Source organism: Arthrobacter sp. P1_B11, from assembly GCF_056406715.1.
This window is the reverse complement of sequence record NZ_JBFTZQ010000032.1, coordinates 23,555-39,402: the sequence shown is the minus strand read 5'-3', so window position 1 is coordinate 39,402 and position 15,848 is coordinate 23,555. Positions and strand designations below refer to the sequence as shown.

11 protein-coding genes are annotated in these 15,848 nt (G+C 67.1%); 5 read left to right on the top strand and 6 right to left on the bottom strand.

Annotated features, from left to right (window positions below; all coding sequences use genetic code 11):
* From AC1D14_RS19565 to AC1D14_RS19555, 3 genes are read right to left on the bottom strand one after another with little or no spacing between them, the layout of a single operon-like run.
* Entirely contained in the window at positions 1–1,116 is a 1,116-nt protein-coding gene (locus AC1D14_RS19565; RefSeq protein WP_476882326.1) for a FecCD family ABC transporter permease, read from the bottom strand.
* On the bottom strand, positions 1,113–2,213 hold the full coding sequence (locus tag AC1D14_RS19560) for a FecCD family ABC transporter permease (protein WP_476882347.1): 1,101 nt from the start codon (positions 2,211–2,213) through the stop codon (positions 1,113–1,115). Before AC1D14_RS19560 ends, AC1D14_RS19565 begins: the two co-directional genes overlap by 4 nt.
* Before the next feature lie 48 nt (positions 2,214–2,261).
* Positions 2,262–3,383, bottom strand: coding sequence for an iron-siderophore ABC transporter substrate-binding protein (locus AC1D14_RS19555; protein WP_476882327.1), 1,122 nt, complete (start codon positions 3,381–3,383; stop codon positions 2,262–2,264).
* Between the two features lie 208 nt (positions 3,384–3,591).
* Between AC1D14_RS19555 and AC1D14_RS19550 the strand changes: the two genes are divergently transcribed.
* From AC1D14_RS19550 to AC1D14_RS19540, 3 genes are all read left to right on the top strand, one after another.
* Positions 3,592–5,550 carry an MFS transporter gene (locus tag AC1D14_RS19550; protein ID WP_230121206.1) on the top strand — a complete coding sequence of 653 codons (1,959 nt, stop codon included), beginning with the start codon at positions 3,592–3,594 and terminating at the stop codon, positions 5,548–5,550.
* Positions 5,547–6,095, top strand: coding sequence for a TetR/AcrR family transcriptional regulator (locus AC1D14_RS19545; RefSeq protein ID WP_230121207.1), 549 nt, complete (start codon positions 5,547–5,549; stop codon positions 6,093–6,095). The genes AC1D14_RS19550 and AC1D14_RS19545 overlap by 4 nt, the downstream gene beginning before the upstream one ends.
* Positions 6,096–6,511: 416 nt before the next feature.
* Complete coding sequence (locus AC1D14_RS19540; protein ID WP_476969040.1) at positions 6,512–7,006, top strand: FBP domain-containing protein; 495 nt, start codon at positions 6,512–6,514, stop codon at positions 7,004–7,006.
* Between the two features lie 186 nt (positions 7,007–7,192).
* On the opposite strand, the gene AC1D14_RS19535 is transcribed toward AC1D14_RS19540, so the two are convergent.
* The 3 genes from AC1D14_RS19535 to AC1D14_RS19525 are packed head-to-tail and all read right to left on the bottom strand — an operon-like array spanning position 7,193 to position 12,946.
* Entirely contained in the window at positions 7,193–10,663 is a 3,471-nt protein-coding gene (locus AC1D14_RS19535) for an ATP-binding protein (RefSeq protein ID WP_476969039.1), read from the bottom strand.
* Positions 10,660–11,496, bottom strand: coding sequence for a DUF4194 domain-containing protein (locus AC1D14_RS19530; RefSeq protein ID WP_476969038.1), 837 nt, complete (start codon positions 11,494–11,496; stop codon positions 10,660–10,662). The genes AC1D14_RS19535 and AC1D14_RS19530 overlap by 4 nt, the downstream gene beginning before the upstream one ends.
* Positions 11,489–12,946, bottom strand: a complete 1,458-nt coding sequence (locus tag AC1D14_RS19525; RefSeq protein ID WP_476882330.1) for a DUF3375 family protein — start codon at positions 12,944–12,946, stop codon at positions 11,489–11,491. Before AC1D14_RS19525 ends, AC1D14_RS19530 begins: the two co-directional genes overlap by 8 nt.
* A 347-nt stretch (positions 12,947–13,293) precedes the next feature.
* Here AC1D14_RS19525 and AC1D14_RS19520 point away from each other — a divergent pair, with 347 nt between their 5' ends.
* Positions 13,294–13,596, top strand: a complete 303-nt coding sequence (locus AC1D14_RS19520) for a hypothetical protein (protein ID WP_230120282.1) — start codon at positions 13,294–13,296, stop codon at positions 13,594–13,596.
* A gap of 62 nt (positions 13,597–13,658) precedes the next feature.
* Positions 13,659–15,713, top strand: a complete 2,055-nt coding sequence (locus AC1D14_RS19515) for an acyl-CoA dehydrogenase family protein (protein WP_476882331.1) — start codon at positions 13,659–13,661, stop codon at positions 15,711–15,713.
* Positions 15,714–15,848 lie beyond the last annotated feature (135 nt).

Here is a 15,848-nt window from a genome sequence, read left to right as displayed (position 1 = left end):
TCAGGCATCCTTTCGGTTGGAAGTGACCAGAAGCCACAACAGGAAGGGCGCGCCGAGCGCGCCGGTGACCACGCCGACGGGCAGGACGGTGCCGTCCAGCAGCAGCGGGGCGATGTTGGCGGCAAAGTAGTCAGCGGCCAGGACGATCAGGGCACCGGTAAGGGCCGACGCCGGGAGGCTGGCCTTGCCGGCGTGGCGGCGGCCGATGGGACCGGCCAGGAAGGCGACGAATGCCACCGGCCCGGCCGCGGCGGTCGCCACTGCGGCGAGCGCGACGGCGGTGAGCACCAGACCCAGCCGGGTCCGGTCCACGCGGATGCCGAGCCCGGCGGCGGCGTCGTCTCCCAGTTCGAGAATCCGCAGCGGGGCGGCCAGCAGCGCGGCGGTAGGAACCAGGACCACGAACGCCGCAATGAGGACGCCGGCGCGGTCCCAGCTGGCGGAATTGAGCGAACCGTTGAGCCAGACGAGGGCGTCGGCGGCGGTGCGGATGTCCGTCCGCGTCAGCAGGAAGCTGACCACGGCGCTGAGTGCCGCGGCGATCCCGACTCCCGCGAGGATGAGCCGGCTTCCGGCGGAGCTTCCGCGGTTGCCGCCCCCGCCGCCTGTTCCAATGGAGCCGCTGCGGGAGATGCCGTAAATCAGTGCCGCCACTGCGACGGCGCCGCCCAGGGCCGCGCCTGAAATGGCGGCCCCCGACGCACCGAAAACGACGATGGCGGTGACGGCGGCGGCACTGGCGCCGTAGCTGATGCCGATGACGTCCGGACTGGCCAGCGGATTCCGGAGCATGGTCTGGAACAAGCCGCCGGACAGCCCGAACGCGATCCCGACGAGGGTGCCGGTCACCGCCCGCGGCAGCTTGGCCTCCATCACGATAAAACTGGCACCCGGAATCTTGTCTCCAGCGGTGAAGTGGGCGGTGAGGATCGTGAGGAAGTCCGGGATGGTGACTGTGTAGCTGCCCAGCAGGATGCTCGCGGCGAAGAGAAACACGACGGCGAGCGCCAGGACCGCGGTGCGGTTCAGCAAGCTCGGGCTCGGGAACGATGCGCGGGGCTTAAGTATTCGTTCGCGCTGGTCGGTTGGGGCAGGGTGCGCAGTCACGGGTCTCATAGGCCCGCCGCCTTGCCGCGGCGAACCAGCCAGACGAACACGGGCGCGCCCACCAGGGCCGTCATGATGCCCGCCGGGACCTCGCCCGGAAGCAGGACCACGCGCCCCACCACATCGGACACGAGCAGCAATGCCGGAGCCAGCACCAGCGAGAACGGCAGGATCCAGCGGTAATCCGGGCCGACGAGAAAGCGGACGGCATGCGGCACCACGAGGCCCACAAACCCGATCGGCCCGGCGAGGGCAGTCGCAGAGCCGCACAGCAGCACGATGCCCAGCGCCGTGATGCCGCGCGCCAGGCCCACCCGCTGGCCCAGGCCGCGGGCGATGTCGTCGCCGAGGGCCAGGCTGTTGAGGGTCCTTCCGGTGAACAGCACGATCAGCGCGCCCGCCGCGAGAAAAGGCAGACCCGGCAGCACCACTGACCAGTCCCGGCCGGCTATCCCGCCCACCTGCCAGAACCGGAACCGGTCCAGCGTGTCCTGGCTCGAGACGAGGATGACGTTCATGAGCGAATACAGCCCGGCGCTCAGGGCCGCGCCCGCAAGGGCGAGCTTCACCGGCGTCGCGCCGTCCCTGCCCATGGACGCGATCAGAAAGACGACGACGGCCGCCACTGCGGCACCGGTGAACGCGAACCAGATATACCCGCTCAACGAAGAGACGCCGAAGACATAGATTCCGGTGACCACGGCCAGGGCGGCGCCCGCGTTGACGCCGATGATGCCGGGGTCCGCGAGCGGGTTGCGGGCCACACCCTGCATGGCCGCACCGGCGAGGCCCAGGGCCCCGCCCGCGAGCAGACCGAGGACGGTTCGCGGGATCCGTGCCTGGACAACCGCATGGTCGCCGTTCCCCGCATCGGAATGGACCAGCGCCTGCCAGACGGTTTCCAGGGACATCCCCCGGGCGCCCACGGCCAGTGAAGCAGCGCAGACGGCAACAAGAACAACGACGGCGGCCAACAGCCAGGCAGCCGGCTGGCCTTGAGCATTCCCCCGCCCTTCAGCGCGAACGGACAGTTGGGGCCCTGTTCCGGCGGCGTCAGGTGCCTCAAGCGTCGGTTCGCGCGCGGTGATGGGGCTGGAAGGTGCCATGGCGGCAGTGCCGGCTGGCGCCGTCGTCGTTCTTGGTGTCATGGCCCGTTACTTGACCGCGTCGGCGGCTTTGCCCAGCTGCGGCAGGAAGGTGTCGAGCGACCACGGCAGGCTCAGCGGCGAGGAAGCCGAAATGGACAGCGTCAGGGTGTTATCCGAGTCGGCCACGAGGGCACCGCTCTTGATGGCCGGAATCTGGCCGAGCAGGGGGTCTGCCTTGATGGCTTCGGTGGCTTTGGTGTCAGGGACCCAGGTCACGAAGATGTCGGATTCCAGCTCATTGGCCTTTTCGGCGGACCAGGGCAGGAAGAATTCCTTGGAGCCCTTCGACTTCTCCTCCACAACGGGCGCGAGCTTCATGCCGATGGCGGACAGGAACCTCGGGCGGTTGTCGTTGGCGGTGTAGACGTTGACGCCGTCGCCCTTGGCCGGTTCGAGGTTGCCGTAGATGTAGGACTTGCCCTGGATCTGCGGGTACCCGGCCACCTTGTCTCTGATGGTGGCTTCCGTGTCGGAGATCAGCTTGGCGGCCTCGGTCTGTTTGCCGAGGGCCTTGCCGATGATGCTGGTGGACTCCTGCCAGGACGTGCCGTAGGCGAGCTCCGGGTAGGCAACCATCGGGGCGATCTGGCTGAGCTTCTGGTAGTCCTCTTCGCTCAGGCCGGAGTAGGCGCCGAGGATGACGTCCGGATTGAGCTTGGCGATTTCGGTGAAATTGATGCCGTCTGCCTCGGAGAACTGGACCGGAGCCTTGTCCGTGCCGAAGCCGGCGCCGAGCGTCTCGAGCGCGGCATCCTTCCAGGGCGTGGAACCCTTGCCATTGCCGCCCCAGTCGTTCTTGGGCACGCCCACCGGAACCACTCCGAGGGCGATGGCGACGTCGTCGTTGACCCAGGAGACCGTGACAACCCGCTGTGGCTGAGTCTTGATGGTGGTCTGGCCGAAGGCGTGCTTGATGGTCACCGGGAACTGGGAACTGGCGGACTGAGACGCGGCTGCCCCGGGAGCGGAGGCACCGGTCCCCGTGGAGCACGCCGTGAGGGACAGTGCCGCGGCGGCCAGGATGGCGGTCGCCTTGCCGGCTGTTTTGAGCAGGGCGCGGCGGGTGGTGCCGCAGGCCGGGAATGTGCTGCGGCCGGCCGACTGGCCGGAAGAAAGAGGGGAAGCCACGGAACTCCTTAGGTCTATGAAGCAAACCTAAGTAAGGCTAGCCTACCCTCTGCAGAATTAGGAAAGCTTTGCGTCACGTAATTGTGATCGTGACGGAAAACATGAGCCCGTTCTTTGCCGCCACGGGGTGAACAGTGGTTCACTCGTTAGGAAGTAAACGCTCGTTCACCCTGGCGTTCACCTAAATCCTTCTTTCGAAAGCTCCCCCATGCCGAGTTCCACCGCCGCCGGGCAACTGTCCCGCACCCCGTCCCCGTCCGCCATCACAGCAGTCCTTGCACTGAGCGGTACGGTCGTGGCCCTGATGCAGACCCTCGTGGTGCCGCTGCTGCCGGACTTCCCCAAGATCCTGGGCGTCACGGCAGACGACGCGTCCTGGCTTGTGACCGCCACCCTGCTCTCCAGCGCCGTAGCCACCCCCATCGTGTCCCGCAGCGCCGACATGTACGGCAAGCGCAAGATGATGGTGGTGTGCCTGGCGATCATGGTGGCGGGTTCGGTGATGGCGGCACTGGGGGGATCGTTCCTGTGGCTCATCATCGGCCGCGCCCTCCAGGGGTTCTCGTCCGCGCTGATCCCGGTGGGCATCAGCATCATGCGTGACGAACTGCCCAAGGAAAAGATGGGCTCGGCAGTGGCACTGATGAGCGCGACCCTGGGCATCGGCAGCGCCATGGGGCTCCCTCTTGCCGGCGTCCTCTACGAGAGCCTCGGCTGGGAATCGATCTTCTGGGTTGCCGCAGGGGCCGGCTCCCTGCTGCTCCTTGCCGTGGTGCTGGTGGTTCCCGAGTCCAAGGTCCGAACGCCGGGCCGTTTCGATTTCGCTGGCGCCATGGTGCTGTCCGGGGCGCTGGCCGCCCTGCTGCTGGCCATCTCGAAGGGCGGCTCGTGGGGCTGGGGTTCGGAACCCGTGCTGCTTCTGTTCCTAGCGGCCGCGGTTCTTCTCGCTGCCTGGGTTCCCTACGAACTCAAAGTGGCGCAGCCGATGGTGGATCTGCGGACCTCGGCACGCCGACCGGTCCTCATGACCAACATGGCATCGTTGCTGATCGGTTTTGCCATGTTCGCCAACATGCTCCTGACCACGCAGCAGCTCCAGCTCCCCAGCGCCACGGGATACGGATTCCAGCTGAGCGTCATCACGGCCGGCCTGTGCATGGTGCCGTCAGGCTTGGCCATGGTTGTCTTCGCGCCGGTGTCCGGCCGCATCATCCGGGTCTTCGGCGGCAAAACCGCCCTCATGGCCGGAGCAGCCGTCATGATTGTGGGCTACGTCGGACGCGTCTTCTTCTATGACTCCATCGCCTCGGTAATCATCGGCTCCACCGTGGTGAGCGTCGGCACGGCCATCGCCTACGCCGCCATGCCCACCCTCATCATGGGCGCGGTGCCCATTACCGAGACCGCCTCCGCCAACGGCCTGAACAGCCTGGTGCGCTCGATCGGCACATCGACCTCAAGTGCCGCCGTCGCCGCTGTCCTCACCTCGGTGACCATCGGATCCACGCGGCTGCCCTCGTTCGACGCGTTCAAGGACGTGTTCTGGATGGCAGCCCTGGCATCGTCCGCCTCCGTCCTCGCCGCCTTCTTCATCCCGCGGGCCGCGGCAGCGCACCGCCCGGCGGTGCCTGCCGTGGCCGCTACCGAACTCGTGGTGCAGGGGCGCGTCCTCGCGGCGGACCACCGCCCCCTGACCCCCGCCGTCGTCACCGTCCTCCAGACCGACGGCGAGCCGGTGGACTGGAGCCGGGTGGACACGGACGGAAACTATTCCGTGGCGCTGCCGGGCGCAGGCAAGTACCTCATGGTGGCGAACGCCGCCGGGTGGGCGCCGATGGCGGAAGTCTTCGAGTTCGACGGCCGCACCCTCCGGCAGAACTTCCTGCTGCAGGACCGCTTGGAACTAAGCGGGACGGCCAGCCTGGACGGCGAACGTGTTTCCGGCGCCGTGGTCACCCTGCTTCAGGCCAGCGGCGAGCATGTGGCCACCACCCTGACGGACGCCGACGGCGTGTACACACTTCCGCTGCCCGTCGCAGGCCGCTACGTGGTGACCATGCTTCATCCCGTGACGCATCAGGCCATGGCGCGGAAGCTCGCCGTCGACAACCGATCCGTGACCGTGGACCTTGCCGCCCCGCTACTGACGGAACAGGCTTCCGCGTGAGCAGCCCCAGCCATGAAGCCATCCTGGATGCGGCCGGCCGGCTGTTCGGCGAGCGCGGCTACCGTGCAGTGACCGTCCGGGACATCGCCGCCGGGGCCGGCGTCTCGGCTGCCCTGGTGATGAAGCTTTTCGCGTCCAAGGACAAGTTGTTTGCCGCCGTCCAGCCGGACGAATCGCTGCTCGCGGAACTGGACGTCCCGACGTCGGAACTCGGCAGTGCGCTCGTGTTCCGTGTGCTGATGCGGCGGGAGAGGGGCATGCAGGAGCCGTGGGCCATGATCCCGTTCAGCATCCACGACTCCCCCGACCCCGGCGCGGCCCGGGCCGAAGTGCGCGAGCGTTACCTCAGCAGCATCGCGGGGCTGATCGGGGACACGACGCCGGAACGCCGCTTCGCGTCGACAGTGACTGCCCTGATGACCGGCTTCGGCGAGACTGTGCGGACACTCGGGCTGTTCGACGGCTGGGACTTTGACGATCTCGTGGCCCACTACGGGGCGATCGTCCAGGCCCAGATCGACGCTTGCGCGGCAACCCGCGCGTAGCCGTCCGCCCCCTCCCCCAACGCTCTCTCACCTCCCGCACACTTCCCCCCAACGCTCTCTCACCTCCCGCACACTTCCCCCCAACGCTCTCTCACCTCCCGCGTTGCCGAGATGGCCCGGATTTGGGAGGATGGCGAGGGGGGCCAGTGGTGCCCGCCGACAGGCGATGGGCATCGGCCGGGAACGAGGGGATGAGCATGCTGAGGACCACTGAGGTCATCGCAGCCGTGGGAAGCGGGGCGGCCACAATGGCTTGCTTGGCCTCTGCAGCAACGCCAGCCTTCCCGCGCCGGACCTGCCTTTAGCCGTCCCGACGAGCAATGCCCAAGAACGGGCTTTCTTTAGTGTGCGCGGATCCGCTGACACGGACCGTCATGCCCCCGAGGGGGACCATTCAAATTCGAAAGCTCATGACCATGCAAAAAATTACTCAGCAGCAGATCCGCTCGTCCTTCGTAAATGCAAGCCGCTCGGAGACGGCCAAGCTGACGTTACCCAGGGACTTCGACACCCTGGACTGGGACAGGCTGGACTTCCTCGGGTGGCGGGACGGCAAGATGCCGCTACGCGGCTATCTGGTCCTGCCTCGGACCGGAGGTCTCACGGGGATTATGCTTCGTGCGCCTGAAGGCGGAGCAAGGAAAAGCCGTGCCGTGCTCTGCGAGCTGTGCCGCGACGTGTTCTCGAAGGACGACGTCCTGTTGTGGGTCGCGAAACGAGCCGGGCAATCCGGCAGGGACGGCAACACCGTCGGGACGCTGATCTGCGCCGACTTCCTGTGCTGCGGCAACGTGCGCGTGGAGCCACCGGTCAACGAGATCAACCCGGACCCTGCCGCCGTCGTACTTCGGCAGATCGATGGACTGATGGCAAGGACCGAGCTGTTCCTGGACCGGGTTCAAGGACGCTAGCGCCCGACGCTCCATCAGATCCTGCCGTCTCAGCCGCGGACGCTCGCTCACATCCAGTGGGAGAGCGTCCGCGGCATTCCCGCAGGAAGTGAGAGAGCGTCGGGATGGACCGGGCGAAAGGTGAGAGAGCGTCCGGGAAAACACCGCAGGAAGTGAGAGAGCGTCCTGATGGGCCGCCGGACGGGGTCAGCGGAGCACGATGTCCACGGGGTTGGCTTCGGACCGCCATTGCCCTCCGGACCCGGGTTTCGGCGCGATCACCGGGGCCGTCAGCACGCCCGAGCGGTTGGTGCGTTTGTCGCGCAGGATTTCAGTGACGGAACCAAGGTGCCGCGACAGGTCGATGACGTTTTCCGGAGCGGCCAGGAGCAGCTGGAAACCAAATTCATGCAGCGCCTTGATGCCCGCACCGGCGAACTCTTCGGACGCCAAAACGAAGGCCTCATCCATCATCACGGTGCCGTAGGTGGTGAAGCCCTGCTCTGCGATGCCCAGCTGGTAGCTCAGCGCCGCGGCCATGATGAACGCCGTGAACCGCTGCCGCTCGCCGCCGGACATGGAGCCGGTGTCCGCGTGCATGAACACCTCGTTCTTCGTGCCCGCTTTGGCGCCTTTCTTTCCGGCAGGAACGTCCACCTCGCGGTGCTCCTTGCACTGGATGAACAAGTGCCCGCGCACGTCCAGCACCTCGGCGCGCCAGCGCCGGTCCTCCGGCGTCTGCGACCCCAGCCGCTTCACGAGAGTTTCCAGCGACTTGTAACGGTTGGTGAGCTCGGCGTCGTCGTCCGTTTCCGAAGCAGCCGCGCCCGCAGCGCGCGAGGGCCGCGTATGCCGCGTCTTCAGCGCGTTCTGGATGGCGTCCTTGAACTGCTTCGCGGTGGGCGGCAGCGTCTGCTTGATGTCCAGTTCCAAGAAGCTGCCCTCGTGGAAATTGACCTCGGACAGGATGCCGTTCAGCGGCAGGATGCGGCTGGTGATGGAGCGCCGCTCCTCGTCCAACAGATGCAGCAGCGTGCTGAACGATTCGTGCGTGCGCTGGTTGAAAAACTGCCGGAACTCGGCCTCCTGCGCGGGCAGTCCATCGCTGACAATCGCATGGTAGCGGGCTTCGAACTCGCTGGCCGCGCCGATCGACGTGCCGTGGTCGGCGGAGATGGCGGTGCCCCATTCGCGCACGAAGCCCTCGAAAAGGCGCGTGAGCCGCTCGGACGTGGCCTGCCCGCGCGATTCCGCCGCATGCAGCTCGCCCAGCAGCTGGGTCTTGACCCTGGCGGCGAGGTTGTCGAGCTCATGCATTTCCGTAACGTCGCCAAAACCGGTGAAGTACGGTTCCAGCGCGGTGACTGTGGAGTCCGACGGCGGCGCCTGGTTCAGGCGGGCCCGCGCGGCTTCCAGCAGCGAATCGGAGGTGGTGAGCTGGTGGTCCAGCGCCTTGTATTCGCTCTGCAGCACGGCGGCGGACTCGGTGCTGGACTGGTGTTTCTGGCGTGCCGTCTCGATGTTGGCGCGCAGCGGTTCGAGGTCGGCCTGGGCCGCGAGGGCGTCCTTGAGCCGCTGCTCGATCCGGGTGAGTTCGTCCGTGGCAACGGCTGCCGAGACCTGGTCCCACGGGCGGTGGTCCTCGGCCACCCGGCGCAGCGCCTCGAGCTGCCGGGTCATGCCCTGGTGCGATTCCTCCCTGCTCTGGGCAAGCTCCGCGGCCTTGGCGAGTTCCTGCCGCAGGTCCGCCACCTGCCCGGCCACCAGTTCGAGCTTGGAGGCGTTGTCGAAGCCGAGGACGTAGTCCTGGCGGCTGTTGAATCGGTCGTCCTTTTCCACGGTGTGCCGGTTCCGTTTGACCACGCCGCCCAGGCTCAGGCCCCGGTCCAGCCGGGCCAGTTCGTCCGGGTCTTCCACGCAAGGGTAGGCGAAGTCGAGGGCGATGCGTTCGCGGATCCACTGCCCGGCGTCGGCCACGGACCCGGTGGTGAGGATGTCCAGCTTGGTCAGCAGGTCGCCGTCGGACACGTCCTCCACAGCCAGCGCGCCGCCGGCAAGGGGCTTGGACACGTCAACTGCGCGGAGGGCACCGCGGACGGTGTGGTCGTTCAGGTACCGCGTGACGGCGGCGAAGTGCTCGCCCGGAACCAGCAGCGTGGTCGCCAGGTTGCGGAGCGCGCGCTCGGCGGCCGGCCGCCACTGTTCCTCACCCTCGGCAAGGTCGATGAGCTCTCCCCCGAAGGGCATCAGCTCCTCGGGGACGCCCGCCGCGGCCGCGATGGCGGCCCGGTTTTCGATGCTCGACGGCGGCAACAGGGACTTCCGCGTCTTCAGCGACACGAGCTCCTGCTCGGCGGCGGCGAGCTCGCGCTTCCTGGTGGCGTGGCCATCAAAAGCCTCGAAACGGAGCTCCTTCAACGCCTCCGAATCATCCTTGAGTTCGGCGGAGCGGGCGGCAGCCTGCTCGTGGGCCTGCTCCCAGCCCTCGGCCGACCAGTGCAGCTGAAGGCCGGCGTCGGCCAGCGCCTGGCGGGCGGCCTCCTCCACCTGCTCGCGTAGCTTGAGCCCCACCCGGGCATTCTCGAGCGATTGCTCGATGGATGAGATGGCGTTGCCGCCCTGGTTGTTGTAGTCGGCTTCGAGCTGGCGCAGCTCTTTGGCCAGGCCGTCGCGGACAGCACGTTCGGCCCCGAGCTCCTTGGCCTTTACCTGCGCGAGTGCCTTGAAGCGGGCCAGGGTCTTCCCGTGCACCGCGACGGCCAGCTGCTGCCGGTAGGCCTCGAATTCCCCGCCTGCCAGTTCCCGGAGCCGGTTCGCGTCCAGCAGCGAATGGGCGTATTCCCTGTTCAGCTCCGGAACCGGGGCGAGCTGGTCGCGCTGCTGGCGCACGTCCTCGAGCCGCTGCCGGATGGACATGAGGTTGCTGAATTCCTCAACGACGCCGTCCGCCGCGGCCAGCGTGGCCGGGGCATCCAGAACCTGGTCGCGGAAGAAGGTGTTGACGCTCCCGCCCAGGCCTTTTCCGGCCTGGATCACGCGGAGCAGCGGCAGCGCCTGGTCAGAGTTGATGCCCAGGAGGCGCCGGAAACGCTCGGCGAAGGCCTTATGGACATCAAAGATCTGCGCGTCCGGGAAGATGCTTTCCAGCGCAGCCTTGGTGAAGCGCTTCTCGGCGATGTCCTCAATCGCGGGCAGGTCCAGCGGCACGTTGTCGATCAGGTAGTACCGGCCGACGCTCGACTCCGTACCGTTCTTCGGCAGGTCGAACAGGGCGGACACCGTCACCTTGGTGCCGGCCGCGTTGTCGAACGTCAGGGCGACGGCGGACCAGGTGGCACCGGGGCGCTGGAAGGCACTGGCCGAGCCCTCGCCTACTGCTTTGTCCCCCATCTTGCCGCGCATGTACGTGAACGTGGTCCTCTTGTCCTCGACAGCTCCGCCGGAGCGCTGGGCGGCAGCCTCGTTGGAGCGCGGCCGGGCGTCGAACACGCGGAGCATGGCGTCGAACAGCGTTGACTTGCCGACGCCCGAGTTGCCCGTAAGCAGTGTGCCGTTGCGGTCCACGTGCATCGTATGCGCTCCGTGGAACGTCCCCCAGTTGACCACTTGGACCAGCGCGAGGCGCATCTGGCCGGGGTTGGTGAGCTCGCCCATCGGGAGCATGGTTGCGATGCTCACTTGGCCGCCTCCACTTCGTCAGTGTCATCGTCAGTTTCGGCAGGCCCAACCAGCGTACTGTCGTCGAGCTCTATCAGCGCTTCCGTACCTGTGGGGTCGGCAGTGGCTGCGACCAGGGCTTCGATCTGGGCCGGGATGTCTCCGATGTTTTCGAAGGGGAGGGCCAGCGGGAGGGCGTTGGAGATTGTGTAGACGTCATCCAGGCCTGTGGTGAGCAGGAGTTGGCGGGCCAGGAGCTTGGTGATTGCCCGGTTGACCACGTCTGAGTCGCGGAGGGCGTCCTGCTGGCCGGCCGGCTGGTAGTGCGCCACGAGCTCGGCGATTTCCTCGCGGGTGATCGTGGGATCGGTTTGGGCCGTGACGTGGCGGTCCAGCAGGAGTCTGAGGCGGAGCAGCACGATTGTTTCCACCCGGCTCAGGGCACGCTGCTGGCGAAGGATGCTCGAACGGGTGCTGCCGCCGATGGCTTCGGGGTCCACCGGGCGCAGCACAGCAATCTTGCGTTCATGGTCCAGCTGGAGCGTGAGGAACAGTTCGGAGAGCCGGCTGCGAAGGATCAGCTGGTTGTCGAGGAGGGTTGTCCAGAGTTTCTCGTCGCGGCCGCCATCCACGTACGGGCCCTTCAGCAGCTTCACGAGGGCTTGGCGCACCTTCATGGAAAGCACGCCGGTGTCGCCCGGGAAGAGCGCGGCGCCGTCCACGAAGGTGTCGCGCGGGGTGACTCCGCCGCTGATTGAGCTTGTCGAAATCCCGGCCTCCTGGGGCTCGACAGGCTCGACCACCGGTGCGTGCTCGTCCACCGGGGTTTCCGTCGTCGTAATCTCTTCAGTCATCGGAATCCTTCTTGAGCGTGACCACCGGCAGGAAAGCCTTGCGGGTGGTGCCGTCGATCTGTTTGAACTCGACGGCGTCCCAGGCCTCGCGGTGGAAGCCTGCGCCGTCGTGGAGGGCGTGCGAGAGAAGCGCGCGGATGGAGTTGATGTGCCGTTCCTCCGGTGCGAGCTGCTCCCACGCCTCGGAAAGTGACGCTGCACCCGCAAGCGCTGCCCGGATGGCCTCGGGGCGGGCCTTGCCGGTGCGCGGCGAGCGCACGCGGTCCGAGTCGCTGAACGCGATGGGGTCGGCGAGCTTGGGCGGGGCCGCGAACTCGTCGGGATCGAACAGCTTCACCATGGCAAGGGACTCGAAGCCTGCGTTGAACAGCACCGGGCCGCGGACCATGCCGGGCTGCTCGCGTTCGTAGGGCAGGGAACGGATGGCCTGTTCGGCCTCGCGCAGCACCTTGCGGAGCCGGACAGACTGGCGGAAATCGTCGCTCTGGACGTAGGTGTTCAGGCTCTCGCTGAGCTTGCCGTAGATGCGCTGGATCTGGCTGTGCTGCTGCCTGAGCTCGGCCACGAGGTTCTTCAGTGTTTCGCGGTCCTCAGGTGAAAGGTCGTCCGCGAACTGCCGGCTCAGGACCTCGCCGATCGCCGAGCGGAAGCGCAGCTGCTGCTGCGGGTCCTCGAGGAAGGCGGCAAAGGAGCGGAAAGTCCTGCCCTCGGGGCTCTGCCTCAGCCGCTTGTCCGCCTCCAGCACCTGCGCCATGGTAGCGCCCTTGCTCAGCGATTCCTCAATGATCTGGTTGCGCAGCCCGCCGACGAGCTCCTCGATGCGGTCACGCATTTTCTTGTAGTCCGCGGGCAGGCTGGCCGCGAGGTCCAGGATGTTGCCCGCCGCTTCCACGGCCTCGTCGTCATCCAGCAGCCCGTCGAAATCGCCGGAACTGATGTCCTGGATGAGCTGCTGCCGCTCCTCGATCTCCTCTTCCAGCGACTCCAGACGGGCGCTCTGGTCCGGGTTGGTCTCGTTGGCCAGCTTCTCCACGTCACCCAGCAGGGTTCCCAGCCGGGATCCGTTCAGGGTGGAACGTTCACTGGAAAGACTGTCCAGGAACGCCAGCACGCGGGCCGCCGGTTCTGTGACTTCGTAAACGATCTGTCCGGACTGGTTCCGCCGGGTCAGGAACTGCTTGCGTGTCCATTCGTCACCGAAGGACTTGCCGTTGGCGCTGCCACCCAGCCCCGGCTCCTGGCGGCGGAGCTGCTCAAGGAAGGAATCGACGTCGGCATGGAACTCTTCCAGCGGAAGCTGCGGCCGCGTGCGGGTGAAGGATGCCTGCAGCACCGCGATCACCCAGGGCGCGGAGCGCGTGAGCGCCCAGGCGGGCCCCCTGGTGAGGAGCTCGAGGTCCCGGAGCCGTGCGCTGATGGCGTCAGCGGAGGACGTGGCTGACCGGGGCACACACTCTCCTTAAGCTGAGTTGGGGATGGTCTCGGCAGAGGAAACCGGAAAACTGCCAACTACAAGGTTAACGCAGAGGGCCTTTCACCTAAGGCGTGAGGGTGCGCTGGGCCAGGCCTGGGCCAACGAGCGTCCCGATTGGGCTGCCGCTGACCGCGCGTTGACGGGGGAAAAACGTCAGGCATGTTGCTGGTGGGGTTGCTGAGACAAAGCCGTGACCTACGGAGCAGTATGATTTCGATCCCGTATCAACAGGCGCGACCCGCCATGCAGCCTGTGGATGGACCCGGCGGCCCGCCCTAAGCTCGTGCTACTGATCCAACCGCAGCAAAGGCGCAGGGGGAAGCATGGAGTTCGACCTAAGTGCAGTGGAGACGGCAACCTTGGTGTTCACAGGAACGCTGGTTTTTGCCATGGTGCTGGTCCTGTTCGTGGCGGCGGCGGCATGTGCCGCGTTGGTCCTGGTGGGGGTGGGGCGGCTGGCCTGGCTGATCGTCGCCGGCACCCTGCTCGGGCTGGTCCACGGCATCAACCATTTGTGGGACCGGCTGGTGCACCATGCCTCCACCGTGGAGCTGCCCGGAGATTTTCAGGGCCAGCCCTCCCCTAGCACCGGTACTTACCCGCGGGTAGCATTGAGGGACAGCTGAAGGGTTCTCCACCCGCGGCGGACCCAGGGCTCAAGCCGGTCACCGGTTAGAGGAGATGCCCCGTGAGCTCCGCCACTGAGAGTCCCGCCACCGAAGGCCAGCCCGCCCCCGCAGAAACAACGGGTCACGGCACCATCCCGACTATCGACAGCCCGGCCTCCGAAACGCCGGTGGCCGCCGAGAAGATCGGCGCCGGCGCCTCCGCGGAGGACGCCCGCGCCGTCGCCGAGGCGGCCCGCGAGACCGCCTGGGAGCGGCCGAGCTTTGCCAAAGGCCTGTACCTCGGCAGCTTCGACCTCAGCCTCATCCATCCCTGGCCCGCGGCCAAGGCCGATGACGTGGAGCGCGGCGAAGCCTTCATGGAGCGTCTCACGGAGCTCTGCCGGACCATGTCCGGCAGGCTGATCGAGCGTGAGGCCAAAGTCCCGGACGAATACCTCAGGGGCCTGGCCGACCTCGGCGTGTTCGGCATGAAGATCCCGCTGGAGTACGGCGGCCTGGGGCTGTCGCTGGTGTATTACGGCCGCGCCCTCGCGCTGCTGGGTTCGGTGCACCCCAGCCTCGGCGCGCTGCTGTCCGCCCACCAGTCCATCGGCGTGCCCGAGCCGGTAAAGGTGTTCGGCACCGCTGAACAGAAGCAGGAATACCTGCCGCGATGCGCGGGCGGCGCCATTACCGCCTTCCTCCTCACCGAGCCCGACGTCGGCAGCGACCCCGCCAGGATGGGCAGCACCGCCGTGCCCACGGACGACGGCGAGGCATACGTTTTGGACGGCGTGAAACTTTGGACCACCAACGGAGTGATCGCGGAACTTGTGGTGGTAATGGCCGTGGTGCCGCGGCACACCGACGCCGACGGAACCGTCCACAAAGGCGGCATCACCGCCTTCGTCGTGGAGATGGACACGCCGGGCATCACGGTGGAAAACAGGAATGCCTTCATGGGCCTGCGCGGCATCGAGAACGGCGTCACCCGCTTCCACCGGGTCAGGGTTCCGGCGGCCAACAGGCTGGGCCGCGAGGGCCAGGGCCTGAAAATCGCGCTGACAACCCTCAACACGGGCCGCCTCTCCATCCCCGCACTGTGTGTTGCGTCGGGCCGGTGGAGCCTGAAGATTGCCCGGGAATGGTCCAACGCCCGCACCCAGTGGGGCCGCCCGGTGGGACAGCACGAGGCCGTCAGCAAGAAAATTGCCTACATCGCCGCCACCGCCTTCGCCCTCGACGCGGTGTTTGAACTGTCCGCTGAACTGGCCGATGCCGGCCAAAAGGATGTGCGGATCGAGGCCGCCCTGGCGAAGCTGTGGTCCACCGAACGCAGCTGCCAGATTGCCGACGAACTCGTGCAGATCCGTGGCGGCCGCGGCTTCGAAACCGCCGATTCGCTGGAGGCCCGCGGCGAGCGCGCCGTCCCCGCGGAGCAGCAGCTGCGCGACCTGCGCATCAACCGGATCTTTGAAGGATCCTCGGAGATCATGAAGCTGCTCATCGCCCGTGAAGCCGTGGACGCCCACCTGGCCGCCGCCGGGGACCTGGCGTCCGTGGACGCCAGCCTCTCGGACAAGGCGAGGGCCGCCGTCGGGGCGTCCGGCTTCTACGCGAAGTGGCTGCCCAAACTCCTGGCGGGCGCCGGCATGGACCCGCGGTCCTACAGCGAGTTCGGCCGGCTCGCCAAGCAGCTCCGCTTTGTGGAACGGTCCTCGCGGCGGCTCGCCCGACAGACGTTCTACGGCATGGGGCGCTGGCAGGCCAAGCTGGAGCATAAGCAGGCGTTCCTGGGACGGATCGTGGACATCGGCGCCGAGCTCTTCGCCATGGCCGCGTGCTGCTCCCGGGCGGAGATGCTGCTCCGCACGGCTCCAGAGCGCGGCGCCACCGCGTTCGAGCTGGCCGAGGCCTTTTGCGAGCAGGCCCGCGTCCGGGTGGACGAATACTTCGACCAGCTGTGGCGCAACACCGACGACGGCGACCGTGAACTCTCGCGCAAAGTCCTCGCCGGAGACTACGAGTGGCTCGAAGCCGGTGTGCTGGACCAGTCCGAGGGCACCGGGCCGTGGATTGCCGACGCCGCACCCCGGGCCTCGGTAAAGGAGGACCTACACCGGAAATACCGCTGAGCGCGGGACGGAACCCGCTTGCCGGCCGGCAGACGGCACGAAAACCAAATAGTAAGCATCCTTGCTAAGTGGGATTGAACGGAGTTAGCTAGAACTGAGGCCAGCGCCTTGGCCTCGGCATTGCGTTGCCCGGCT